This window comes from Streptococcus parasanguinis, from assembly GCF_047465465.1.
GTDB lineage: Bacteria > Bacillota > Bacilli > Lactobacillales > Streptococcaceae > Streptococcus > Streptococcus parasanguinis_AI.
Window position 1 is genome coordinate 167,287 of record NZ_JASGZU010000004.1, and the last position, 24,085, is coordinate 191,371.

General features: G+C 43.7%; 21 protein-coding genes. 1 reads left to right on the plus strand and 20 read right to left on the minus strand.

The window, feature by feature from the left end; genetic code table 11:
• Positions 1-19 precede the first annotated feature (19 nt).
• The 18 genes from QM351_RS08265 to pbp1b form a co-directional block, all read right to left on the minus strand.
• Positions 20-1,213: an acetate kinase gene (locus QM351_RS08265; protein WP_023919646.1), complete on the minus strand. Its 1,194-nt coding sequence runs from the start codon at positions 1,211-1,213 to the stop codon at positions 20-22.
• Positions 1,214-1,264: 51 nt separating this feature from the next.
• Positions 1,265-2,218, minus strand: coding sequence for a class I SAM-dependent methyltransferase (locus tag QM351_RS08270; protein WP_414327181.1), 954 nt, complete (start codon positions 2,216-2,218; stop codon positions 1,265-1,267).
• Between the two features lie 30 nt (positions 2,219-2,248).
• Positions 2,249-2,707, minus strand: coding sequence for a competence type IV pilus minor pilin ComGG (comGG, locus tag QM351_RS08275; protein WP_003004595.1), 459 nt, complete (start codon positions 2,705-2,707; stop codon positions 2,249-2,251).
• The gene (gene comGF / locus QM351_RS08280; protein ID WP_003004681.1) at positions 2,673-3,125 is read right to left on the minus strand and encodes a competence type IV pilus minor pilin ComGF; all 453 of its coding nucleotides are present in this window, start codon (positions 3,123-3,125) and stop codon (positions 2,673-2,675) included. Before comGF ends, comGG begins: the two co-directional genes overlap by 35 nt.
• Positions 3,115-3,402, minus strand: a complete 288-nt coding sequence (gene comGE, locus QM351_RS08285) for a competence type IV pilus minor pilin ComGE (protein ID WP_003004353.1) — start codon at positions 3,400-3,402, stop codon at positions 3,115-3,117. The genes comGF and comGE overlap by 11 nt, the downstream gene beginning before the upstream one ends.
• Positions 3,368-3,772, minus strand: coding sequence for a competence type IV pilus minor pilin ComGD (gene comGD / locus QM351_RS08290; protein WP_003004513.1), 405 nt, complete (start codon positions 3,770-3,772; stop codon positions 3,368-3,370). Before comGD ends, comGE begins: the two co-directional genes overlap by 35 nt.
• Positions 3,762-4,079, minus strand: a complete 318-nt coding sequence (gene comGC, locus QM351_RS08295; RefSeq protein ID WP_003004178.1) for a competence type IV pilus major pilin ComGC — start codon at positions 4,077-4,079, stop codon at positions 3,762-3,764. The genes comGD and comGC overlap by 11 nt, the downstream gene beginning before the upstream one ends.
• Entirely contained in the window at positions 4,076-5,107 is a 1,032-nt protein-coding gene (gene comGB, locus QM351_RS08300; RefSeq protein ID WP_176745544.1) for a competence type IV pilus assembly protein ComGB, read from the minus strand. Before comGB ends, comGC begins: the two co-directional genes overlap by 4 nt.
• Positions 5,040-5,981 (minus strand): competence type IV pilus ATPase ComGA, encoded by a 942-nt coding sequence (comGA, locus tag QM351_RS08305; protein ID WP_347112680.1) that lies wholly within the window; start codon positions 5,979-5,981, stop codon positions 5,040-5,042. The genes comGB and comGA overlap by 68 nt, the downstream gene beginning before the upstream one ends.
• A gap of 87 nt (positions 5,982-6,068) precedes the next feature.
• Positions 6,069-6,458 carry a DUF1033 family protein gene (locus tag QM351_RS08310; protein ID WP_031572596.1) on the minus strand — a complete coding sequence of 130 codons (390 nt, stop codon included), beginning with the start codon at positions 6,456-6,458 and terminating at the stop codon, positions 6,069-6,071.
• 223 nt (positions 6,459-6,681) lie between these two features.
• A complete protein-coding gene (locus tag QM351_RS08315) occupies positions 6,682-7,785 on the minus strand; it encodes a glycosyl hydrolase family 8 (protein WP_045758997.1) in 1,104 nt (367 codons plus the stop codon).
• A gap of 8 nt (positions 7,786-7,793) precedes the next feature.
• Positions 7,794-9,104, minus strand: a complete 1,311-nt coding sequence (locus QM351_RS08320) for a glycosyltransferase family 2 protein (RefSeq protein ID WP_045758996.1) — start codon at positions 9,102-9,104, stop codon at positions 7,794-7,796.
• Entirely contained in the window at positions 9,097-9,237 is a 141-nt protein-coding gene (locus QM351_RS08325; RefSeq protein WP_003004308.1) for a hypothetical protein, read from the minus strand. Before QM351_RS08325 ends, QM351_RS08320 begins: the two co-directional genes overlap by 8 nt.
• 9 nt (positions 9,238-9,246) lie before the next feature.
• On the minus strand, positions 9,247-10,035 hold the full coding sequence (locus QM351_RS08330; protein WP_368397540.1) for a hypothetical protein: 789 nt from the start codon (positions 10,033-10,035) through the stop codon (positions 9,247-9,249).
• Positions 10,036-11,190 (minus strand): non-hydrolyzing UDP-N-acetylglucosamine 2-epimerase, encoded by a 1,155-nt coding sequence (gene wecB / locus QM351_RS08335; RefSeq protein WP_414327182.1) that lies wholly within the window; start codon positions 11,188-11,190, stop codon positions 10,036-10,038.
• A gap of 321 nt (positions 11,191-11,511) precedes the next feature.
• Complete coding sequence (gene rpoC, locus QM351_RS08340) at positions 11,512-15,165, minus strand: DNA-directed RNA polymerase subunit beta' (protein ID WP_414327183.1); 3,654 nt, start codon at positions 15,163-15,165, stop codon at positions 11,512-11,514.
• A gap of 159 nt (positions 15,166-15,324) precedes the next feature.
• Positions 15,325-18,894, minus strand: coding sequence for a DNA-directed RNA polymerase subunit beta (rpoB, locus tag QM351_RS08345; protein ID WP_414327184.1), 3,570 nt, complete (start codon positions 18,892-18,894; stop codon positions 15,325-15,327).
• 351 nt (positions 18,895-19,245) lie between these two features.
• Positions 19,246-21,702, minus strand: a complete 2,457-nt coding sequence (pbp1b, locus tag QM351_RS08350) for a penicillin-binding protein PBP1B (RefSeq protein WP_414327185.1) — start codon at positions 21,700-21,702, stop codon at positions 19,246-19,248.
• 182 nt (positions 21,703-21,884) lie between these two features.
• On the opposite strand from pbp1b, the gene tyrS reads away from it, so the two are divergent.
• Entirely contained in the window at positions 21,885-23,141 is a 1,257-nt protein-coding gene (gene tyrS, locus QM351_RS08355; protein ID WP_414327186.1) for a tyrosine--tRNA ligase, read from the plus strand.
• A 62-nt stretch (positions 23,142-23,203) separates the two neighbouring features.
• On the opposite strand, the gene QM351_RS08360 is transcribed toward tyrS, so the two are convergent.
• Both QM351_RS08360 and QM351_RS08365 read right to left on the minus strand, forming a co-directional pair.
• Positions 23,204-23,617 (minus strand): DUF3021 domain-containing protein, encoded by a 414-nt coding sequence (locus tag QM351_RS08360; protein WP_031572583.1) that lies wholly within the window; start codon positions 23,615-23,617, stop codon positions 23,204-23,206.
• 9 nt (positions 23,618-23,626) lie between these two features.
• On the minus strand, positions 23,627-24,082 hold the full coding sequence (locus tag QM351_RS08365) for a LytTR family DNA-binding domain-containing protein (protein WP_003013710.1): 456 nt from the start codon (positions 24,080-24,082) through the stop codon (positions 23,627-23,629).
• Between the last annotated feature and the right edge of the window lie 3 nt (positions 24,083-24,085).

Consider the following 24,085-nt stretch of genomic DNA (forward strand, 5'->3'; position numbering starts at 1 on the left):
CTTCTCACTTTATTTCAGTTTACTGATTTTTGAAACGTTCAACGTCACGCGCAATCACCAACTCTTCATCAGTTGGAATCACCAATACCTTCACACGGGAATCATCTGTGGAAATATCTCCGACAACTCCAAAGACGTTCTTTTCAGGGTCGACCTTGCAGCCAAACCAGCTGATTCCATTGATAATAGAAGAGCGAACATTTACTGCATTTTCACCAATTCCTGCTGTAAAGATGATGGCATCTGCACCATTCAAGACTGCTAAGTATTGACCGATGTATTTTTGCAAACGATCGATAAAGATATCGTAAGCCAATTTAGCTTTTTCGTCTCCATTATGCATCGCTGTATGAATATCCCGCATGTCACTAGAAGATCCAGAAACACCCAGAAGACCGGATTCACGATTGAGGATGCGGCTAATATCTTCAGGCTTATTGAAATCCTCTGTATGTTCCATCAAGTATGGAATAATCGCTGGATCGAGATCCCCTGTACGGGTTCCCATCATGACACCACCTAGAGGTGTGAAGCCCATTGAGGTATCCACAGAGATTCCCTTGTCAACCGCTGTAACAGATACACCATTTCCAACGTGGCAGGTGATCAATTTCAATTCTTCTAATGGTTTTCCAAGAAGTTTAGCAGCTTCACCAGCTACATACTGATGACTGGTTCCATGAGCGCCGTACTTACGGACCTTATTTTCTGTGTAATATTTAGTTGGAAGAGGGTAACGATAAGCTTTTTCCGGCATGGTTGTATGGAAAGAAGTATCAAATACCACAACACTGGTAATATTTGGACAAATCTCTCTAAAGGCACGAATTCCAGCTGCATTTGCAGGATTATGAAGAGGTGCTAACAAAGACAATTCTTCTACTTTTCGAAGGACTTCGTCATCTACCAAGGCAGAATCCTTGAAGTATTCTCCACCAGCAACGACGCGGTGGCCCACACCTGTAATCTCATCGTAGGATTTGATAATATCAAAGCGAATCAAATCATCCAACAAAATTTTTACAGCTTGTGTATGGTCCTGGATATCTAATACTTGTTTTTCAGAGCGTCCATCAAATTTAACAGTTGAAATAGAATCCTTCAAACCGATCCGTTCAATCAACCCTTTTGCAAGAACAGTTTCCTCTGGCATTTGGTACAATTGCCATTTCAAACTAGAGCTTCCTGCATTAATAGAAATTGTTTTCGACATATATTCACCTCATTAAGCGTTTTCACTTCCTCTATTATATCAGATCTTTGATCAAATTTCACTATCCTTTAACCAGTTTTGGAAACTTTCCATAAAGTGAACCACCTGGTCTTGATCCTGGAGATCGGTAAAAGGATAGACAAAGGGCTGAACAGACTCTTCTTCTTGTTTTCGTAGGACGAAAATCGTCTTAGCATAGGCTGGATTTGAAAAAAGAGATTCTGGCAAGGTCAGCATGGCAAGGAGTTGGGCCTTGTCTTTCAACCAAGCCTTTAAAAGATCACTCTGAGGGCTCGTCAAGAGGTTGTTGGGAGCTAAAAAGATGGCTACTCCTTGAGGTTTCAGGTATTTCAGCGCCTGTTCCATCATGAGGTGATGGGCATAGGTATGGCCTTCGGAGCTCGCTACCTGATAGCGCTGTGCAATCGCTTCATCTGGATAATAACCAATTGGAAGGTCACTAACGATCAAGTCACTTTCTTTCAACACTTGCGGACGCACCGCGTCGCCTTGTGCAAAGACAACACTAGACTCCATTACGTCTGCGATACTAGCAGATAGGTCAATCAAGAGATCATCTACTTCCAATCCTAAGTAATCAATCGTGAGACGGCTATTGTTGACAATAGTCTCAGCGAGATTTCCGGTTCCACTTCCCACTTCTAAGACATCCAGTTGGTCGCTTTTAGCCAACTGATCGATCAAAAATGTAATGATAAAACCAATCGCATCTGGTGTGAACTGGTGATTCGCTTGTAAAGGTTCTGTCTGAGTAGCTTTCATAAAAAGGAATTGGTAGGCTCTGCGCCATTCTTCCTTACTTAAACCTAGTTCTTTTAATTTTTTGCTATTGTTTTTAACAATGTCTAGATCCGTCTTGCCATCCAAATACATGGCATTCTGTTCAATCAAGGCGTCATAAAAGTTGGTCGACAATTCATTTTGAATACTTTGAGTGTTTTCTAATAGATAGGTATAAGCTTGTTCAATTTTTTCGAAATTCATGATTTCCTCCGCACCCTATCATACCAAAAATTAGTCTTTTTCGCTATTTTCTGATGGTTCCTTGATCTCGTTTGGCGTCTCTTCAGAAGGCGTTTCGCTCCCTGCCTTCTCCTTATCTTTCTGTGTCTTCTTCTTTTCTTTTTGGCTCTTCTTACTTTCTTTTTCTTCCCTTACTGGAAGGACAAACTCATAGCTTTCGCCATCCATCTCAGCCTGGGCATGAAGAAAACCAGTATCCTTCTTTAGCTGAACGGTTCCAGATTTTAAATGAATCTCTGATGTCTTCTCATCACTCTTTCTCTTTTCAAGAGCCATTTGCACCAAAGCATAGGCCCGAAGGCGATCTTGACTCGTCTTTAAGATTCGTCTTTCCGCAACCTGACGGTGCAGGTAAAACTGAAGCAAGAGACTAAAAATCGCTGCCATCAAGAGAGCGTAAAGCAAGACACCAGCCTTAACTTTTTTCATTTTGTATCGCTGGTACCACATGGTAGACATACTCCCTTTCTAGACCATCTTCAAAATTCAACCGCAGATGAAGCGACTCTCCCTCCTGCCAAATCTGACTAGAGTGAACCCCTGAAATCATAGGCTGATAGCCCCTGCCCTTATCATCTGTTTTTCGGATATCATCCCCTTTCGATTGACCAATGGCAATTGGTTTTTGATCCTGAACCAAGTAGATATGATTGTCCGCTACTTTTTCAAAATGACTCCGATCCAATTCCACCTGCAATTGTTGCTGAAAAAGTATCCATTCTTCCTGCTTTTGATGTGCCTGGTAGTCCAATTCAGCATGCAGGAGCTTGGTCAAGCCTTGAAAGACCAACACTCCCCCACTGAGCACCAAGAGAGCGACCAAGGCTTCGAGCAGGGTAAAGGCCTTGACCTTTCCGTTATTCCACATGCAGTACCACCTTCCCTTGATGATAGACCGTGAGTTGATCGGCATCTTTTTCGACTTGAACCTGAATGCCATTGGCCTCTAGATGATTTTGCCCTGTCTGAAGCGCCATTTGAGCGACAGATAAGACCTCTACCTCTTTGAAATCCGCTAGTCGCTCCTTGCGCGAACGCCGGATCTCCCCTAACAATAAGGTCGTAATCATGGCAAATAAACCCAAGGCTACCAAAGATTCTATGAGAATACTAGCGGGAACGGATGCTTTTTTTAATTTTCCCATTTCCAAGCGAAAGCTGATAGGTCACCACTCCTCTCTGTGTCTGAAAGTGAACATTGGCCAGGGATGAATTGCCACCTGCACGGTCTAAACGAATAGTTTTAGGATCTTGCAAAATGACAGAATCAGGAATCTCCACCGTCTGGTAAGGCGTTTGAATCTTCCTTGCAGTCACTTCAACATCCAATTCCGTTTGCCTTGCCAGCGCTATTTTCTGGCTTTCTTGATAGAGGTGTTCAAACTCTGCAAAAAATACTTTTTCTTCCACCTGCTGAAAGCTCGTCTTGATCGATCCCGATAAGCCCAGATAGATAAAACTGACGATCATCAAGGTCAGAAGAGTCTCCACCAAGGTGAAGGCCTTAATCTGCAACCGCACGAGTTTCTCCACTATTTTTCGCATAATAGGCACGGTAGGACTCTGCTTGTTTGTTGGTAATATTTCCATCAGCAATCAGCTTTGCTAGAGTAGCTTGGTCATTGGTATGATTGAGCTCGTACAATTCAGCCTGGCTTTCGACCACCTTCACAACCGCTGCATTTCCTGTCTCTTTCACGGAGTCTTTTTGCTTGGTCAAATTCGGCACAAAGAGCAATAAGAGCACACTGATGATCAATAAGACCACCAACATTTCAATAAGTGTAAAGGCTTTAACCTTATAGGTTTTTAATGTTTTCATAAATGGACCTCCATATTTTGATAAATCGGCAGCAACATGGCTGCATAGAGTAAGACAATCACAAGAGCCACAAAGACAAACACCAAGGGTTGTATCACATTCATGGCCTTGTGAACCCGACGAAAGAAATCTTCCCATGTTTTTTCAGCGTAGATCTCTAGCTCACTTCCGAGCTTTGATTTGACTTCACCGTATTCAATCATAAGGGACAATTCTTTTTTGAAAAAAGAATACCCCCTGACCGTCTCTGAAAAGGACTGGCCACGATCTAAAGAAAGAGCTAAGTCCCTTCCAATTTCCTGAAAAAGCTGGGATTTTTGCCCCTGCATCATGGAAAAAATCTGAGACAATTCCAATCCTTGTCCAATCAGATTACCCCATTCTCTGGCATAATAGGCTGTCAAATAAGCTTGAATCATGCCTTTCCCGAAAGGCAGATGAGACAAGGTTCTAAAAACCTTGATCTTGCCTGACTTTCGATAATAGAGAAAGCTGAGTAAGAAGAAGATCACCAGTCCCGCTCCTAAGGCCAAAAAGAGTTGGGGGAAGGAACTGATCAATTGCGTCCCAATATTTTGAGCATCCATTTGAGGAAGCAAGTAATTGCGCAAGCCTAGCATAATCAGAACTAAAAATCCAAGCAAGATGAGAGGATAGGTGCTCACCTCAATCAGCTTTTTCTTGACCTTGCGCATGTTTTCTAGGTAAGCACTGATTTTCTCCAAGCTCAATGCAAGATTGCCATGGAGTTCAGCGAGAGACAGCTGTGTCGTGACCGCATCTGAAAAACCGATCCCCGCCATCATCTCTGAAAAACTCCGCCCCCTCGAGAGGTCCTCTCGCATCTGGGAAACCAAACGACTCTCCACTAGGTGAGAGCGATCCAGAAAATCGACAATCTCAGACAGATGAAAACCACTCGAATAAAGATTCAAAAACAATTCGATGATTTGCTTTTGTTTAGCGGTAGATAATTTTTTCGGCTTGCGCCTGAGCCAGCTGGATATATCCCGATTGAGCCAAGAGATCCATTTGTTGGTTCCAGCGGCTGGCTGAGTGCTCTTGGTAGTTTTCCGTCGCAAAATCGACCACACCTCCTCCTGCAATTAATCGTTGGTAGCAAATACCTTGTAAAACAATCTTGAGCTCTTCCTCACTCACTCCAAGTTCTAAGAGCCTCTCATAAACACCTCGAACGCTCTTGGCATGAATAGTAGAGAAGACGGTGACTCCTGTCAAACTAGCTCGTACGACTGCACGAGCTGTTTCCTTATCTCGGATCTCTCCAATGATGAGAAGGTCCGGCCGATGGCGTAAGGAGAGTTTGATCAGGTTGTCATATGTCATGCCGATCTGGTCATTCAGCTGAAGCTGAAGCATATTATCCTGCTTGATCTCGACAGGATCTTCAATAGACATGACTTGCTGGTCCGCAAAGCGCTCTTGCGCCAAAGCATGCATGAGAGTGGTCTTTCCCGAACCAACAGGACCTGCAAAGAGATAGAGACCACGACCGGCCAATTTCTTCTGCAAGTCTGGCAACTGATCAAACCAAAACCGCAATTCACGTTCCTCATCATGCAAGAGCCGAATGACCAAGCTTTCATAACCACGATAATCCCCCACCGTCGACAAGCGAATCGAAACCATTCCATCCTCTAATGGGTAATCACACGACCCTAGCTGGCTGCGCCTTTTTTCTCCCACATTCATCCCTGCCACGAACTTAAAGTGGCTGATAATAGCCGTCATGTCCTCAAAAGGGAAGGATTGCACAAAGCGCCTCTCATCTCCCACCCTCATAAAAACCTGGTACTCCTCCTTCCGAGGAATGAAGTAAAGATCCTGAGCTTCTTCCTTTTTTCCCATGCGGATCAATTTTTTTGCAATTTCTTGAACCATAGTTCCTCCTCTCACTTATACTATTCGAAAAAGAAGACAAAAAAAGAAGACTTTCTAGATCGCTCTAAAAAATCTTCCGCATTTCTCTTATGACAGGGTCGTCCCCTTTTTTGAATCGAGTGTATATTGACAAGAACGGTGTTTGCGACTGCCTCTTTCCTTTTCGTAGCCTGGGCGGAGCTTGCTTTTAGGGATCTTATGCTCGTCTTCTAGGAGGACAATCGAATGGAAAAACTGCACATCTTCACTGCAGTCCTCACACCACTCTTGCTCCTTGGTATCCCAAAAGATCGTCATGAGGTCACTCCGACTCTTATAACTTGGAAAGTGCTCATTTAACTCCAACCACTTCTGCTTGTAGTATTTCAAAGCCTGGTAATAGTCTTCAAACTTCCGACTACTCACGATATCTTCTTCCCAACCTTCTAAAAACCACCAGGGTTCACAGTCCCCGTACATTTCAATCACTCGATACATAAACTCTTCCATCCTTTGTATCCTCTATTATATAGAAAATCCTTTGAGAATAAAAGTTTTCTGCTCAGAGCATGATTTTTCAGGTAGTTTTCAGGTGATTTTCACAATTATTTTTCAAAAATAGACTGCCTAATTGCTATTGGTTCCTTTTTTCGAGAATCAAAAGAAGAGAGTCCCAACAAAATGGACAGACCATCCTGGGGAACTCTCTTTTCTCAAGTATTTAGAACAATTCTAGTGCAATCATAGTTGTCATGGTTGCATCGTAATAGTTATTCAGAGGTAGATCTTGTGTAAAGATATACTTGTTCTGTTGAACCAACTTCAAATAGCCTTTTTCATGTTCAGAGGCATAGACAATCGGTGCCAAAAAGCTTGCTGCCTGATGATTGTTCAAGGCCTTCCCTTTCAAGTCATAACCTGCATACAGGTTTCGTTGACTCTTGAAAAAGTTAAGCATCTTTTTCACCAATTGTTGACTGGTTTTGTCCTTACTTTGAACAAGGTTGTATGGAAGGCGACAAGCGTTATACGAGTAGGCACCATCATACTTGGATTCAATCGTCTTGGGATCCGCTACACGCGTTCCTTGCTCATCTACCCAGATGAAATCAGGTAGTAAACCTGTTTTGGTTTGGGAGCTGATCGTTTGGAGTTGCTGCAACATCTTTTCTTTGATATCCAACCACTTCGAATCTTTTGTCACTTCATAAAAGATCTGGAATTGCGCTGGCAGTGTATCAGACGTCCGCATCAAATGATAAAACTCCGAGTCCTGATTGGCCCAATTCCCCACCGTTAACACACCAGTTTCTTCATTGTAGTTGTGTGCGAGAATATCTTCTAAAATCGCTTTGGCTTGAACCTGGTAGTCTTTGGCTTGCTTTGGCCATTGCTGAGCAGCTTTTAGAAGAGCATAGGCGATGTAGAGATCCCCATCTGTGGCGTTATGATCCTCATCTTTTGCTTTTCCATTGCTGATGGTTTGTTTCCAAGACATCAATTGGGTACCTTCTAAGCGATGATTTAGATAATAGTGATAGAGTCGGTCAAAGTCTGCTTGTTGGGCTTGTCCTTTTTCAGCAGCTGCAACAGTAATGAGCATTCCATAACTTTGCGCCTCGGATAACACTACTGTTTGATTGCTATCATTGGTGGTTCGAACATAGGATTCTTTCCCTTTTGAAACAACAAAATGCTCATTCCACTGCCGATAAATTCGATTTCGCATCTCCACTTTACTTCTCGTTCTCGCTAAAAACAAGGTCAAACAGAAAATGCAAAGGATGACTAGAAACCATACATATCTCATCTTTTTCGTATTCATAATCTCTCCTATCCTGCGAATCGTTTTGTTTTAACCCATTTGGTTTCTTTCCGGTGCAATAGTTTATCCATCACAATCGAAGAGATGGCATCAATCGACACAATGATAAACAGTTGAGAATAGGTGAAATAGGCGGCCAAGGCCAACCAAATTTGCTTGGTAGTAGCTTGACCAAATTGTGAAGCAAGAGCTACATTAATCTGAAGCAGGTAAAGCCCAATCATCAAGATCCAATTGAAGAGCATCAATTGCGCAATGTAGATATTTTCTGAATCAAAGGCAAATGGAATTTGCACACCTGGCACCACTGTATGGATACACATGGCCAGAATATTGGCAAAAAAGATCAAGTCCGATAAGACGATGGCCGCATTAAACCAGAAGAAGACACAGGAATAGTTGGTCACTTCTAACTTCACGCGCCAATTTCCCTTACCAAATAAATGCTTGAAGTTGGAAAGAACCACTTCATAATTCCCTTTGGCCCAACGTTTCCGTTGCATATAATAACTCTTCAGAGTCTCTGGCTCTTGTTGGAAGGCTTCTGAATTATAGGCTAGCGCAATCAACTTCCCACTTTGCATAATCTTGAAAGAAATATCCGTATCCTCTGTCAAGGCACCGTTTTTCCATCCTCCAATACTCTTAACAAATTCAGTTTGAATAATGAAGTTGGTTCCTGGAATCCGTCCAATCTTAAAGAGGTGCCACATACCCACATGGTGGACCCGTTGGGTGACAACAATCTCTTGGTTGATACAGCGGGTCAAGAAGTTTTGATTGGCATTCCGCGTTTTATTGCGACCGAAAGAAGCCACATGGCGTTCTGGATCTTTAAGGACTTCTTTGACAAGGAAATAAAGGGCATTTTTTTCAGGCATGGCATCTGCATCATAGACGCAGATATAGTCTCCGGTTGCCATCGCCAAAGCGTCATTTAGCACACCGGCTTTCCCACCTGTCCCGCTTCGATTGATAATGGTCAAATCACGTCCGGCATACTCTGGCAATGCTTTAACCGCCAAACACTCTTCATAGGTGCGATCGGAACAATTATCCGCAAAGAGCAGTAATTCAACACGATCATGTGGGTAGTTCATATCAAGGATCGCTTTGGCTGTTTGTGCAATGACCACATCCTCATTATGGGCGGGTACAACGATCGTCACTTTTGGATAATAAGGAAGCGGATCCGTATTAACACGAAAATCACTGTGTTTAAACCAAAAATGAACGGCTGAAAAGAGGATTACTAAGCCCCAGGCTAAGGACAACCAAATCGAAATCAAGGCAATAATCATCACAATTTGACTAATCATGGTCCACCGCCTTAAAGTTTTTATTGACACGGCGGTAAATCACCGTATAAGCTACAAATAATACAATAAAGCACAAGGCAAAAAATACACTAATGCCTACAGCTATATTAAAAAATATATTTGTAAGAGACATGTTTTCCTCCTAATATTCCACAATAATATCTGTTTCAAGTTGACGTTTTAAGTAACGAATCATTTCTTTATAGCGATGGTATTTGGTTCGATTGGATTGATCCACTACAAGAAATCCTGACTGAAATTGGATGCCCTGAACCCCATCTTCTCCTTGGAACACCAGACTTTCCAACTGTGGTTTTAAGACCGTCATATAATCGCTCTTCAGATCCCGCTCGCTATCAGAAGATAAGATCAAGAAATTACCGTCTGATACATAATACAAGCTTTCATTTGGCTTCAGATGATGCGTTAACAAATAGTTGATTTGGTTCAAGGTCCGATTGTACTCTCTCGGTTGCAATTGGAAGAACAATTCCTCGTGCGACCAGTGAATGAGTAAGGCCTGAATCGTATCATTGGTTTCCCCACCATAAGAAGCGATGCGGTTGCGGTAATCTGCGTAAGCTTCTGGCTCTTGATCCTTCACTTTTGCAATCTCTTTAAAGAGGTGATAGCGAATTCGGGTCAAAATTCCAATCAAGATTGGAAAACTAAAGAGCAGAAGCAAGGCTTGATGAAACGGGATATAGACGACACCCGCCACCAAAAAGACAATCCCAAGGGCAAATGACAACAGGATGGTCCATGTCAACAATAAATCCGATAAAACAATAGCAGAAAATAATCCTAAAACAAAGAACAATCCTTCTTCAATCAGAATCTCTCTTGCAAAAAACAAGCAGTAAAGTAAAAGAAGTACTTCGAAAACAATCAAAATCAGCAACCATCTACTTAACTTTTCCGTTTTTTTCATTTATTCTTTCTCTCCCTCATGAAATTCTTCAGCAGCATCTCCCTGGCCAAAGTAATGTTTAATAGCTTGCACGATTCGCTCAGAAGCTCTTCCATCTCCATAAGGATTTCGGGCATTTGCCATTTCTAGATAAAGATGTTCGTTGGTTAAGAGCTCCGTCATCGTGGATTTGACGACGGCAGGATCCGTACCAACTAATTTCAAAGTTCCTGCTTTGACCCCTTCTGGGCGTTCTGTTGTATCACGCAATACCAATACCGGTTTCCCCAATGATGGTGCTTCTTCTTGTACCCCACCTGAATCCGACATGATAAAGTAACTTCTCGAAGCCAAGTTGTGGAAGTCAAGCACATCTAAAGGTGCAATGAGATGGATCCGATCATGATCTCCTAATAGATCGTTTGCCGCCTCTTGGACCGCTGGACTAAGGTGCACTGGGTAAACCACTTCAATATCCGGTTCTTGATCCACCATTTCTCTCAGAGCTCCAAAGACCGCTCGCATGGGTTGGCCTTGATTTTCTCTTCGATGCATAGTGACCAGGATGATTTTTTTAGCTGGATCTAATTGATCCAGTACTTCGTGATGATAGTTCTCTTGAACCGTGAGTTTCAGCGCATCAATAGCAGTATTTCCTGTCACCACAATAGAAGATTCCGGATGATTTTCTTTTAAGAGATTGGCCTTACTTTCGCCCGTCGGCGCAAAATACAGATCCGCTAAATCATCCGTCATTTGACGGTTCATCTCTTCTGGATATGGAGAATATTTATCAAAGGTTCTCAAACCAGCTTCGACGTGACCAATGCGGACTTGATTGTAAAAGGCAACCAGACTAGCCGCAAAGGTAGTGGTCGTATCTCCATGGACGAGCACCATATCCGGCTTTTCTTTTTTGATAACTGGATCTAATTGATTCAGAATTTTAGAGGTAATGTCTAATAAGGTCTGGCTTTTCCCCATAATATCCAAATCGTAATCAGGTACGATGTTAAAGGTTTCTAAAACCTGGTCCAGCATTTGACGGTGCTGGGCAGTGACCACCGTAATGGTCTCAATAACCTCCTTTTGTTTTTGCAACTCCAACACCAAAGGGGCCATTTTAATGGCCTCCGGTCGCGTCCCAAACACAACCATTATTTTCAATTTTCCCATAAACTTCCCCCGTCGACATGCATGTAATTCGACATTTTTTTAATTTGTGTACATCTTTTTTCATTCTACCGCCAATGACTTTAAATGTCAAACCGATTTTGGGTTTTATAAAGAAATTACTAATAGTTAGTCATTTTATTATTTTGACGTTTAGAATACATATCCATATAATCACTAATTGTAAGTATTTACAGCACGACTTTTACCGGGCTAATATTTTTGGTAAAAAAATAATTCAATAATTATACAATTATTTTTCAAATAATAAATTTTTATAATTTTTTCAAAAAAAGCCGGAACTTGTAGTTCCGACTTATTTTCTTATTCTTCTATGACTTCAGCTGTTTGAACTTCATCGACTGTTCCATCTGTTAATGGCACTTCTTCGATAATTTCAACTTCATTGACTGCTTGTGGTTCCAAGTTACGGTAACGAGCCATACCTGTACCTGCAGGAATAATCTTACCAATGATAACATTTTCCTTAAGACCAAGGAGATGGTCTTTCTTACCGCGGATCGCTGCGTCTGTAAGAACACGAGTTGTTTCCTGGAAGGAAGCCGCAGACAAGAAACTGTTGGTTTCAAGTGAGGCTTTGGTAATTCCCATAAGGACTGGACGAGCAGTCGCAGGAACTCCACCAGAAATAAGGACGTCCTTGTTGGCATCTGTAAAGTCTGTAATGTCCATCAGAGTACCCATGAGAAGGTCTGTATCTCCTGGATCCATGACACGTACTTTACGGATCATTTGACGAACCATTACCTCGATGTGTTTGTCGCCGATTTCTACCCCTTGGCTACGGTATACTTTTTGTACTTCTGCAAGAAGGTAAGTTTCAACAGACAAGACATCACGAACGGCAAGGAGACGTTTTGGTTGGATAGACCCTTCTGTCAGAGCATCACCACGAGAAACTTGATCTCCCACTTCGACTTTCATGCGGGCAGTGTAAGGGACAACGTATTCGCCCTCACCAGTTGCTCCGCTAACAAAGACTTTCTTAGTGCGTGTAGAAGCATCTTCTTCGATCGCTGTGACTTCCCCTTTGACCTCAGTGATGACCGCTTCCCCTTTTGGATTGCGGGCTTCAAAGATTTCTTGGACACGAGGAAGACCCTGAGTGATATCGGTATTTGAGGCAACCCCACCCGTGTGGAAGGTACGCATGGTCAACTGTGTACCAGGTTCCCCGATAGATTGGGCAGCGATAGTTCCGACTGCTTCACCCACTTCAACCGCATCACCAGTCGCCAAGTTGATACCATAACAGTGACGGCAGACACCATGGCGGGTGTTACATGTAAAGACAGAGCGGATAGTGACTTCTTCCACACCAGCTTTGACAATTTCACGTGCTAGGTCTTCTGAAATCAAGGTATCTGGACCAACGATGACTTCACCTGTTTCAGGGTGTTTAACAGATTTCTTGGTATAACGACCAGTCAAGCGTTCTTCGAGTGGCTCGATCATTTCCTTACCATCAGTAATGGCACGAATCACAAGTCCACGGTCTGTTCCACAGTCATCTTCACGGATAATGACGTCTTGGGCCACGTCAACCAAACGACGAGTCAAGTAACCTGAGTCGGCTGTCTTCAAGGCCGTATCGGTCATCCCTTTACGGGCACCGTGAGTTGAGAAGAACATTTCGAGTACTGACAAACCTTCGCGGAAGTTTGACAGGATTGGCAATTCCATGATCCGTCCGTTTGGAGCGGCCATCAAACCACGCATACCGGCAAGTTGCGAGAAGTTTGAGATGTTACCACGGGCTCCAGAGTCCATCATCATAACGATTGGGTTCTTCGGATCTTGGTTATCTACCAAGCGTTTTTCCAATTTCTCACGGGCTGCACGCCATTCAGCTGTAACGGCATTGTAGCGTTCGTCATCTGTGATCAAACCACGACGGAATTGTTTAGTGATTTGTTCCACACGTTTGTGAGATTCTTCAATGATTTCTGCCTTATCTTCAACGACCGGAATATCGGCAATCCCCACTGTCAAACCAGCAAGGGTTGAATGATGGTAACCCAAGTCTTTCAAGCGGTCCAAGAAAGCAGACGTTTCAGTTGTACGGAAGCGTTTGAAGATTTCTGCGATGATATTTCCAAGATTTTTCTTCTTGAATGGAACGTTTAATTCCAATTTCTCAATCGCTGCTTTGACATCTTGACCAGGTTCCAAGAAGTACTTAGCCGGAACGCCTTCTGTCAAGTTGGCATTATTTGGCTCTTGAAGGTATGGAAGCTCTGCAGGCATGATATCGTTAAAGAGGATCTTACCAACAGTTGTCAAGAGAATCTTGTGTTGTTGCGCTTCTGTCCATGGTTTGTTCAAGCTATCTGTCGCAATTCCGACACGTGTATGCAAGTGAACATAGCCATTGCGAAGGGCCATGACCGCTTCATCACGGTCTTTGAAGACCATGCCTTCGCCTTCACGACCAGCTTCTTCCATAGTGAGGTAATAGTTCCCCAATACCATATCCTGAGATGGAGTAACAACTGGTTTACCGTCTTTTGGATTCAAGATGTGCTCAGCAGCCAACATCAAGATACGAGCTTCTGCTTGAGCTTCTTCTGAAAGCGGTACGTGGATGGCCATTTGGTCACCGTCAAAGTCGGCATTGTAGGCTTCACAGACAAGCGGGTGCAAGCGAAGGGCTTTCCCGTCAATCAAGACAGGTTCAAAGGCTTGGATCCCCAAACGGTGAAGGGTCGGTGCACGGTTTAAGAGAACTGGGTGTTCTTTGATTACTTCTTCTAGGATATCCCAGATGCGTTCATCTCCGCGTTCGACCAAGCGTTTTGCAGCTTTGACGTTTTGCACGATATCACGCGCAACGATTTCACGCATCACAAATGGTTTGAAGAGCTCGATCGCCATTTCACGTGGTACACCACATTGGTACATCTTAAGAGTTGGACCAACGGCGATAACAGAACGTCCTGAGAAGTCGACCCGTTTACCGAGCAAGTTTTGACGGAAGCGTCCTTGTTTCCCTTTGAGCATGTGGCTCAATGATTTTAATGGACGGCTACCTGGTCCTGTGATCGGACGACCACGACGACCGTTATCGATCAAAGCATCAACGGCTTCTTGGAGCATCCGTTTTTCGTTTTGCACGATGATACCAGGGGCATTCAACTCAAGCAAACGTGCCAAACGGTTGTTCCGGTTAATCACACGACGATAGAGGTCGTTCAAGTCAGAGGCAGCAAAACGGCCACCATCCAATTGGACCATCGGACGAAGATCTGGTGGAATAACCGGAAGGATATTGAGAACCATCCATTCTGGCTTGTTACCAGATTTGTAGAAGGCATCCAAGACATCCAAACGACGAACAGCCTTCACACGTTTTTGACCAGTTGCAGTCTTCAATTCTTCTTTCAAGAGAGCAATTTCAGCTTCCAAATCCACTTGTTTCAAGAGGTCTTGGATCGCTTCTGCACCCATCTTAGCTACAAAGGAACCTGGTCCGTATTCACGCAAGCGTTCACGGTATTCACGTTCTGTCATGATGGATTTGTGCTCAAGTGGTGTATCTTTTGGATCGATCACCACGTAAGCTGCGAAGTAAATGACTTCTTCAAGGGCACGAGGGCTCATATCCAAGGTCAATCCCATACGAGAAGGGATGCCTTTGAAGTACCAGATGTGTGATACAGGCGCTTTCAACTCGATGTGTCCCATACGTTCACGACGAACCTTGGCACGTGTTACTTCAACCCCACAGCGGTCACAAACGATCCCTTTGTAACGGATCCGTTTGTATTTCCCACACGCACATTCCCAGTCTTTTGTAGGTCCAAAGATGACTTCATCAAAGAGACCTTCACGTTCTGGTTTCAATGTACGGTAGTTGATTGTTTCAGGTTTCTTGACCTCTCCATAAGACCATGAACGGACCTTGCTTGGAGAAGCTAGGGTGATTTGCATACTTTTAAAACGATTTACATCAACCACTATTTCTTACCTTTCCTTGTTTTCATACTTGTTTCATTTGGATACAGCTTAGGTGGGGAAAGAAAGAAAACTTTCTTGCCACCTCCTTGTGTCTGTATCTTATTATCGAATCATCCTGTCAGAAGCATTGGTTTCTCACAAGACAATCATTTTTACTGATTATTTTTCTGATTCTTCAGCATCAAAGGCTGCTTTTGCTTCTTTGGCTGCTTTTTCACGTGCTTTTTCAAGGTCATCCACATGAATCACATCATCGTCTTCCCCTTCATCGAGGTCACGAAGTTCCACTTCTTGATCATCTTCGTCCAAGACACGCATGTCAAGACCAAGAGATTGCAATTCTTTGACAAGAACGCGGAAGGATTCTGGTACACCTGGTTTTGGAATTGGTTTACCTTTGGTAATTGCTTCATAAGCTTTCAAACGTCCGTTGACATCATCTGACTTGTAGGTCAAGATTTCTTGAAGGACATTTGATGCACCATAAGCCTCAAGGGCCCACACTTCCATTTCCCCGAAACGTTGTCCACCAAATTGAGCTTTCCCTCCGAGTGGTTGTTGGGTAACCATTGAGTAAGGTCCGACTGAACGGGCATGGAGTTTATCATCAACCATGTGGTGGAGCTTGATCATGTACATGACACCGACAGAGACACGGTTGTCAAATGGCTCACCTGTACGTCCATCGTAAAGGATTGTCTTAGCATCGCTATCCATACCAGCTTCTTTTACAGTATCCCAGAGGTCTTCTGAGCTTGCTCCGTCAAAGACTGGTGTTGCGATGTGGATACCCAAGTTACGAGCGGCCATACCAAGGTGAAGTTCCATAACCTGACCGATATTCATACGTGATGGCACCCCAAGAGGGTTCAACATGATATCAACTGGTGTACCGTCTGGAAGGTAAGGCATGTCTTCAACTGGAACAATACGAGACACAACCCCTTTGTTTCCGTGACGACCGGCCATCTTATCTCCGACGCGGATCTTGCGTTTTTGTGCGATGTAAACACGAACCAACATGTTGACACCCGATTGCAATTCATCTCCGTTTGCACGTGTAAAGATCTTAACATCGCGAACGACTCCATCTCCACCGTGAGGCACACGAAGAGAAGTATCACGCACTTCACGAGATTTATCTCCAAAGATCGCGTGAAGGAGACGTTCTTCAGCAGAAAGGTCTTTTTCACCCTTCGGTGTTACCTTACCGACAAGGATATCGCCTTCTTTTACTTCCGCACCAATACGGATAATACCTGTTTCATCCAAGTCACGAAGAGCATCTTCCCCAACGTTTGGAATTTCACGGGTAATTTCTTCAGGGCCTAACTTGGTATCGCGTGTTTCTGATTCGAATTCTTCCAAGTGAACAGATGTGTAGACATCTTCTTTCACCAAGCGTTCGCTCATGATAACGGCATCCTCGAAGTTATACCCTTCCCATGTCATGTAAGCGACGATTGGGTTTTGACCAAGGGCCATTTCCCCTTTTTCCATCGATGGACCGTCAGCGATAAAGTCACCTTTTTCAACGACATCGCCAACTTTTACAAGGGTACGTTGGTTGTAAGCCGTACCTGAGTTTGAACGACGGAATTTTTGGATATGGTAAACATCAAGAGCTCCATCTTCCCGACGAACTTCTACCTTGTCTGCATCTGCATAAGTAACTTTACCATCATGTTGAGCAATGACTGCAGCTCCTGAGTCATGGGCTGCTTGGTATTCCATACCAGTACCCACGTAAGGGGCTTTTGGATCAATCAATGGCACAGCCTGACGCTGCATGTTGGCACCCATGAGGGCACGGTTGGAGTCATCGTTTTCCAAGAAAGGAATACATGCTGTCGCAACGGCAACTACTTGTTTTGGAGATACGTCCATGTAGTCGACTTGATCAGATGGGAACTCTTGGTTGTTACCACGATGACGTCCCATAACGATCGGCTCAGCAAAGCCACCTTTTTCGTTCAACTTAGAGTTGGCCTGAGCGACGATGTACTCATCTTCTTCATCGGCTGTCAACCAAACGATTTCGTTGGTCACTACACCTTTTTCACGGTCCACTTTACGGTATGGCGTTTGGATGAAACCATATTTGTTCAAGTGTCCATAAGATGACAAGTTGTTGATCAAACCGATGTTTGGTCCTTCAGGTGTTTCGATTGGACACATACGACCATAGTGGGTATAATGCACGTCACGCACTTCATATCCGGCACGGTCACGTGTCAAACCGCCAGGCCCTAAGGCAGACAAACGACGTTTGTGAGACAACTCAGAAAGCGGGTTGTGTTGGTCCATGAACTGTGACAATTGGGAAGAACCAAAGAATTCTTTAATTGCTGCAGTTACTGGGCGGATGTTGATGATTTGTTGTGGTGTCAAGACATCGTTATCTTGTACAGACATCCGTTCGCGAACGTTTCGTTCCATCCGTGAAAGTCCAAGACGCACTTGGTTGGCAAGCAATTCACCAACGGCACGAATCCGACGGTTTCCAAGGTGGTCGATATCATCCACGCGGCCAAGTCCTTCTGCAAGGTTCAAGAAATAGCTCATTTCTGCCAAGATATCAGCTGGAGTTACGATGCGTACTTTGTCAGATGGATTGGCATTTCCGATGATGGTAACAACGCGGTCTGGATCTGTTGGAGCGACAACTTTGAATTTTTGCAATTCTACTGGCTCTGTCAAAACAGCAGCATCATTTGGAATGTAAGTGATTTTGTTCAAACCATTATCCAATTGTTCTGAGATGCTGTCGATCACATCGCGCGTCATGACAGTACCAGCTTCTACAAGGATTTCACCTGTTTCAGCATCTACCAATGGTTCTGCGATTGTTTGGTTCAACAAGCGGTTCTTGATATTGAGTTTCTTGTTGATCTTGTAGCGACCAACTGGTGCCAAGTCATAACGACGTGGATCAAAGAAACGAGCTACCAACAAGCTACGTGAGCTTTCCGCTGTTTTTGGTTCACCTGGACGAAGACGCTCGTAGATTTCTTTGAGGGCTTCATCTGTCCGTGAATCCATTGGATTTTTGTGGATATCTTTTTCAATGGTATTGCGAACCAATTCGCTGTCCCCAAAGATATCGATGATTTCATCATCTCCAGAGAATCCAAGAGCACGCACAAGAGTTGTAAATGGAATTTTACGTGTGCGGTCGATACGTGTGTAAGCAATGTCTTTTGAGTCTGTTTCAAGCTCTAACCAAGCCCCACGGTTAGGGATAACAGTTGATCCATAACCAACCTTACCATTCTTGTCCACCTTATCATTGAAGTAGACACCTGGTGAGCGGACCAACTGAGATACGATAATCCGTTCTCCACCATTGATGATGAAAGTTCCCATCTCCGTCATGATTGGGAAATCACCAAAGAAAACTTCTTGGGTCTTGATTTCACCTGTTTCTTTGTTGACCAAACGGAAGGTCACAAAGATTGGTGCTGAGTAGCTGGCATCGTGGATGCGCGCTTCTTCAAGCGAATACTTAGGTTCGCGGATTTCATAACCCACAAATTCCAATTCCATTGTATCCGTGAAGTTTGAGATGGGAAGCACATCTTCAAATACTTCCTTCAAGCCATGATCCAAGAAATCTTTGAATGAGTCTGTCTGGATTTCAATCAAGTTTGGTAAATCAAGAACCTCTTTGATTCTTGAAAAACTACGACGGGTCCGATGTTTCCCGTATTGAACGTCATGTCCTGCCAAAGTTTTTAGCTCCTTTTTCCATACTAGGATAGCTTGGTAAAATGACTTTCACCACCTATCCGGTTTTAACTACAATTGTGTGATTTGCATCACGTGAAGAGCTGTCTCTTCACCTCATTCGTCGCTTTTTGTAATTTTTAGAAAAATTAAATTTGTGTAACAAACTAGGATTTTTCTGAAAAATAGGCACAAAAAGAGCAGCTAAATCGACTTATTCAAGTAAGATTTAACTGCTGTAAGCTCTTATTTGGACAATATTTCAAATAAAGCACACGACAAATTAGTTATCACTATTATACCGTTTTTTGCTCCAAAAATCAAGGCTTTCTCTAGGTTTTCTACTGGATCAGACTAGCGTCGATTGCCACGATTTGAGCTGTTTCGATTTGAACTATTGCTTGATGAACTATTGGTTGTCGAATTGTTCTTATTATTCGACTGATTTCCACTGCTATTACCGAGAATGGCCGCCCAAGCACTTTGATAATCGCTATCCGATCCCCCGATGGCAAAGCGGTATTGAGTAGTTGGCGCTCCGTTTTTGGCCCAAAGACTCGTCACCGTTTGACCGCTCACATCGATATCCCGGCCATTGACATTGACGCGACCCGGTCTTTCACCCGTCGATTTGAGCACTTCAGAACGGATCACACTCTTATCGAGAGTGAATTTATCCTGAATTCCGAAGAGACTTGGATCTGCTTGGTAGATCGCATTCGCCAACTGCGCCATGTATTGGGCATTGTTGTTGTACCCAGTCAAGGTCTGCATGGAAGCATTGTTGTCATGGCCAATCCAACCTCCTAAAGAAACATTAGGGGTGGACAACATGAGCCACATATCTCCATTTGAGTTAGTGGTACCGGTTTTTCCAATCCAGTCTGCACCTGCCAGCGTTGGGTTGACTTGGCTAATCCGTGACTTAAAGGTCGTTGTAGCACCAGACGTAATAACCCCGCGCAAGAGATCCTGCATAATCGTTGCCGTTGCTGGAGAGTAAACACGAACAGGATCTGCCTCGTGCTTGTAAACTACATCTCCATCTCGATCAATGATTTGCTCTACCATGTAGCGTTTGAGGTAGTTCCCATTGTTAGCAATGGTTTGGAAACCATTGGTATGTTGGGCAACAGTGACCTCAATTCCTCCCCCCATTGGCAGGCTTTCAATGCCATATTCAGGGATATCATAGCCCATTTTCTTCATGTAGGATGGGACATCCACACCCTTTTCACGAAGGGTCCGGTAAGTCCAGTAAGCTGGAATATTCCATGAGGTATTGAGGGCCTCACGGAGATCCATCATCGCTGTTCCTCGGCTATCCACGTGCATGATCGGCTCACCACTTGAGAAATTAGTCGGATAGTTAGAAAGGATGCTATTGCTTCCCATCAAGCCTTGGTCGATGGCAATCCCATAGGCCAACAGCGGCTTGATAGTAGACCCTGGGGAACGCTCTGTATCAAAGGCATGGTTGTTTTGGTTGCCGTCAAAATTCCGTCCACCGATAAATCCTAAAACGGCACCCGTTCGGTTGTCCATAAGGACATTCCCAACTTCTACAAGACCCGTCCCATCATCCAAGACACTTCCAAAATTCGCTACTGCCGCCTGCATCGCATTGTGAACCGGTTTGTTAATCGTGGTTTGAATGGTGTAGCCACCTTCGCGCAACTCACTCTCAGCTAATTCTTGGTAAGCCTTGACGGTTTCATTATTTTTCAAGTCTTGTTTGGTGACATTGTCTCGCTTGATCAAGTAATCATACATGGCTTCTTTTGCTTCTTCCATGGCTTGGAAGTAGAGGTAGTCATGCGGTGTTTTCTCGATACCATCTGGAGCCATGAAGTCTTTGGTCAAGTCGTACTGAGCATAGGTCTCGTAGTCTTTTTTCGATAAGGCTCCCGTCCGGTACATATTGAACAAAACGTCTTTGGCACGCGCCAAACCTAACTCGAGGTTTTCTTTGCTCTTTAGGCTACCGTCTGCAGCATAAGGAGAGTAGACAATCGGACTTTGTGGTAAGCCAGCGATAAAGGCCGCTTGTGGAACGGACAAGTCTTTCGCAGAGACTCCAAAGATCCCTTGAGCCGCAGCTTCCACACCCGCAATATTTTGTCCCCGATTGTTTCGTCCAAAAGGCGAAACATTTAAGTAGGTGGTTAGGATTTCATTTTTATCCATTCCCCGCTCTAAAGCCAAGGCATCGACAATCTCTGTCGCCTTACGAGTAAAGGTTGGAGCGTCTCCCACGACTTGCTGTTTGATCAACTGCTGGGTCAGGGTTGATCCCCCACTAGAGGAGCCCACACCGGCTACAGATCCAAGTGTTGCCCGAAGAACGGCTTTAGGTACAACCCCCTTGTGGCTTTCAAAATTCTCATCCTCAGTAGCGATCACAGCCTTCTTGACATTGTCTGAAATGGCGTCTCCTGCTACTGGCGTGCGGATCAAATCACTGTCCACTTCTGCAATCAAACTCTTATCTGAATAAGTCAGTTTTGAAACACTGCTGACATTGCGGACCTGCTGGACCAATTCTTCTGTCTTTGGAACCTTGACGTTACTAAAGAGGCTCGCCGCATAACCAATCCCGATCCCTGCGCCAAATAAAAAGAGGCACACGAACAGGGCGATCATGACATCCCACAAGAGTTTGAGGGTTCGTAAAAAGGTCGCAAAAATATCACCGACAGACCAGCTACTTTCCTCATTTTTTTCCTTATTCGGAGTTTCTGTATACATATTTGCAAAGAATTTTTGAATCTTCGTCCAAAATTCTTGCAGCTTCTCTTTTAATTGATTCACTGATTCTTTCTCCTTGTTCCCTATATTATAGCAGATTAGGCCCTTTGTTTTCAATCACAAGAGCGTAGAAATCGTCACTCAATCTTCTTGAGTAAGGTCAAGAAAATGATGGAAACCATTGCCATTTCCGTGGTTTATGGTAGAATAGAGAAATGAATAAACTTATAAAGGAGAAAAGACACATGCACATTTTTGATGAGCTAAAAGAGCGTGGTTTGGTATTTCAAACGACGGATGAAGAAGCCTTACGCAAAGCACTGGAAGAAGGTCAGGTTTCTTATTATACTGGTTATGATCCAACTGCTGACAGCCTTCACCTTGGTCACTTGGTTGCCATCTTGACGAGCCGTCGTCTTCAACTAGCAGGCCACAAACCTTATGCGCTCGTTGGCGGTGCGACTGGTCTCATTGGAGATCCGTCCTTCAAAGATGCTGAACGTAGTCTCCAAACAAAAGAAACTGTACAAGAATGGGTTCGCTCCATTCAAGGGCAATTGTCTCGTTTCCTCGATTTTGAAAATGGTGACAATAAAGCCGAAATGGTCAACAACTACGATTGGTTCGGAAGCATTAGCTTTATTGACTTCCTTCGTGATGTCGGAAAATACTTTACAGTCAATGCTATGATGAGTAAAGAATCTGTTAAAAAACGGATTGAAACAGGGATTTCTTACACAGAGTTTGCCTACCAAATCATGCAAGGCTATGACTTCTACGTCCTCAACCAAGAAAACAATGTAACCCTTCAAATCGGTGGATCTGACCAATGGGGAAACATGACAGCTGGTACTGAGTTGATGCGTCGTAAAGCAGATAAAACTGGTCATGTTATGACTGTGCCTTTGATCACAGATGCAACTGGTAAGAAATTCGGTAAATCAGAAGGCAATGCGGTCTGGCTCAATGCAGACAAAACATCTCCATACGAAATGTACCAATTCTGGATGAATGTGATGGATGCAGATGCTGTGCGCTTCTTGAAGATCTTCACTTTCTTGTCACTTGATGAGATTGAAGAGATCCGCAAACAGTTTGAGGCCGCTCCTCATGAACGCTTGGCTCAAAAGATCTTGGCGCGTGAAGTGGTCACCCTTGTCCACGGCGAAGAAGCCTACAAGGAAGCCCTAAACATCACCGAACAACTCTTTGCAGGAAACATCAAAAACCTTTCTGTTAAAGAACTCAAACAAGGCCTTCGTGGTGTGCCAAACTACCAGGTCCAAGCAGAAGACAACCTCAACATTGTTGAACTCTTGGTCACAGCTGGTGTGGTAAATTCTAAACGCCAAGCCCGTGAAGATGTTCAAAATGGAGCTATCTACGTCAACGGCGAACGCATCCAAGACCTTGACTATGTCTTGAGCGATAGCGATAAATTAGAAAATGAATTGACCGTTATCCGTCGCGGTAAGAAAAAATACTTTGTTTTGACTTATTAAGAAAGTAAAACCACGAAGTTTGGTATGAACTTCGTGGTTTTCTTATACACTTTTTTCTGGGACTATTTCCCTTTTCTGCGATGCAACAAAGCTTGGTTGATTCGTTGAGTTTTTTTATGGAGTTGCCAAATCTGGTAAAGCCAGATCAGACCGTAAATTGCTAGAAAGATCAACCAAGGAATCGGACTCCGTAAGGCTGCCCCCCAGCCAAAAAATAAGTAGGTCAATGCTAAGATGGTAGCTGTCACAACTAAATGCAAGATCACACGCAAACTATAGGTCAAAAACTCTTCTTCCTCAAGAATGAATGTCAAGACCCCCATTGTCCCACTCATCAAAAAGATCGCCAGGATGTTACGGACATTTACAGCGGGATAGACGATGTTGGGATAGACATGGGATAATAACACCAAACACAAATAAAAGAAGGATCCTGTCCTCATACCAGATACAAAATAAGCTATAACTCGTTTCATCACTTTCTCCTATACCCCTAAATAATCCATCAAGGATTTGACATATTTCCGACTGACACTTGATTTTACTCCGCGTGTCAGTTTAGCCATCATATTGCCTGAAAAACTATCCGATAGCGATTCCAAATGGTCGATATTCATCACCGCGTGGCGGGATATCTGTAAAAAATTACGACGATTAATCCGATGTTGAAAATTTGTCAAAGTATCTCTGACGATGAACGTTTTGTCTGTCGTATAAATGGTCAGCTGATTCTTATCAATCTCGGCTAGAATAATGTCATCAATTTTCACCATGATCAAATGATCATCTGTTTTGATAGGGATCACTACTTGATTCACTGTCGAAAATTGTTCGAGATAGTCCATCACCTCTCGTGCTTGATCGGATAATTGCTTGGCTTGAATGACCACACAGGGGTCGTTTTCTGGGATATCCTGTTTTTCCTCAAAACGAATCTTCATTCC

What these genes read in the sequence shown, in the direction of transcription:
- QM351_RS08310 (WP_031572596.1), bottom strand. Translation starts at nt 6,458, where the DNA reads ATGTATCGAGTGATTGAAATGTACGGGGACTGTGAACCCTGGTGGTTT.
- QM351_RS08360 (WP_031572583.1), bottom strand. Translation starts at nt 23,617, where the DNA reads ATGAAACGAGTTATAGCTTATTTTGTATCTGGTATGAGGACAGGATCC.
- comGC (WP_003004178.1), bottom strand. Translation starts at nt 4,079, where the DNA reads ATGAAAACATTAAAAACCTATAAGGTTAAAGCCTTTACACTTATTGAA.
- QM351_RS08325 (WP_003004308.1), bottom strand. Translation starts at nt 9,237, where the DNA reads ATGTCTCTTACAAATATATTTTTTAATATAGCTGTAGGCATTAGTGTA.
- tyrS (WP_414327186.1), top strand. Translation starts at nt 21,885, where the DNA reads ATGCACATTTTTGATGAGCTAAAAGAGCGTGGTTTGGTATTTCAAACG.
- comGF (WP_003004681.1), bottom strand. Translation starts at nt 3,125, where the DNA reads ATGTGGAATAACGGAAAGGTCAAGGCCTTTACCCTGCTCGAAGCCTTG.
- QM351_RS08320 (WP_045758996.1), bottom strand. Translation starts at nt 9,104, where the DNA reads ATGATTAGTCAAATTGTGATGATTATTGCCTTGATTTCGATTTGGTTG.
- QM351_RS08270 (WP_414327181.1), bottom strand. Translation starts at nt 2,218, where the DNA reads ATGAATTTCGAAAAAATTGAACAAGCTTATACCTATCTATTAGAAAAC.
- wecB (WP_414327182.1), bottom strand. Translation starts at nt 11,190, where the DNA reads ATGGGAAAATTGAAAATAATGGTTGTGTTTGGGACGCGACCGGAGGCC.
- QM351_RS08315 (WP_045758997.1), bottom strand. Translation starts at nt 7,785, where the DNA reads ATGAATACGAAAAAGATGAGATATGTATGGTTTCTAGTCATCCTTTGC.
- QM351_RS08330 (WP_368397540.1), bottom strand. Translation starts at nt 10,035, where the DNA reads ATGAAAAAAACGGAAAAGTTAAGTAGATGGTTGCTGATTTTGATTGTT.
- comGE (WP_003004353.1), bottom strand. Translation starts at nt 3,402, where the DNA reads ATGGGAAAATTAAAAAAAGCATCCGTTCCCGCTAGTATTCTCATAGAA.
- QM351_RS08265 (WP_023919646.1), bottom strand. Translation starts at nt 1,213, where the DNA reads ATGTCGAAAACAATTTCTATTAATGCAGGAAGCTCTAGTTTGAAATGG.
- QM351_RS08365 (WP_003013710.1), bottom strand. Translation starts at nt 24,082, where the DNA reads ATGAAGATTCGTTTTGAGGAAAAACAGGATATCCCAGAAAACGACCCC.
- comGG (WP_003004595.1), bottom strand. Translation starts at nt 2,707, where the DNA reads ATGTGGTACCAGCGATACAAAATGAAAAAAGTTAAGGCTGGTGTCTTG.
- comGA (WP_347112680.1), bottom strand. Translation starts at nt 5,981, where the DNA reads ATGGTTCAAGAAATTGCAAAAAAATTGATCCGCATGGGAAAAAAGGAA.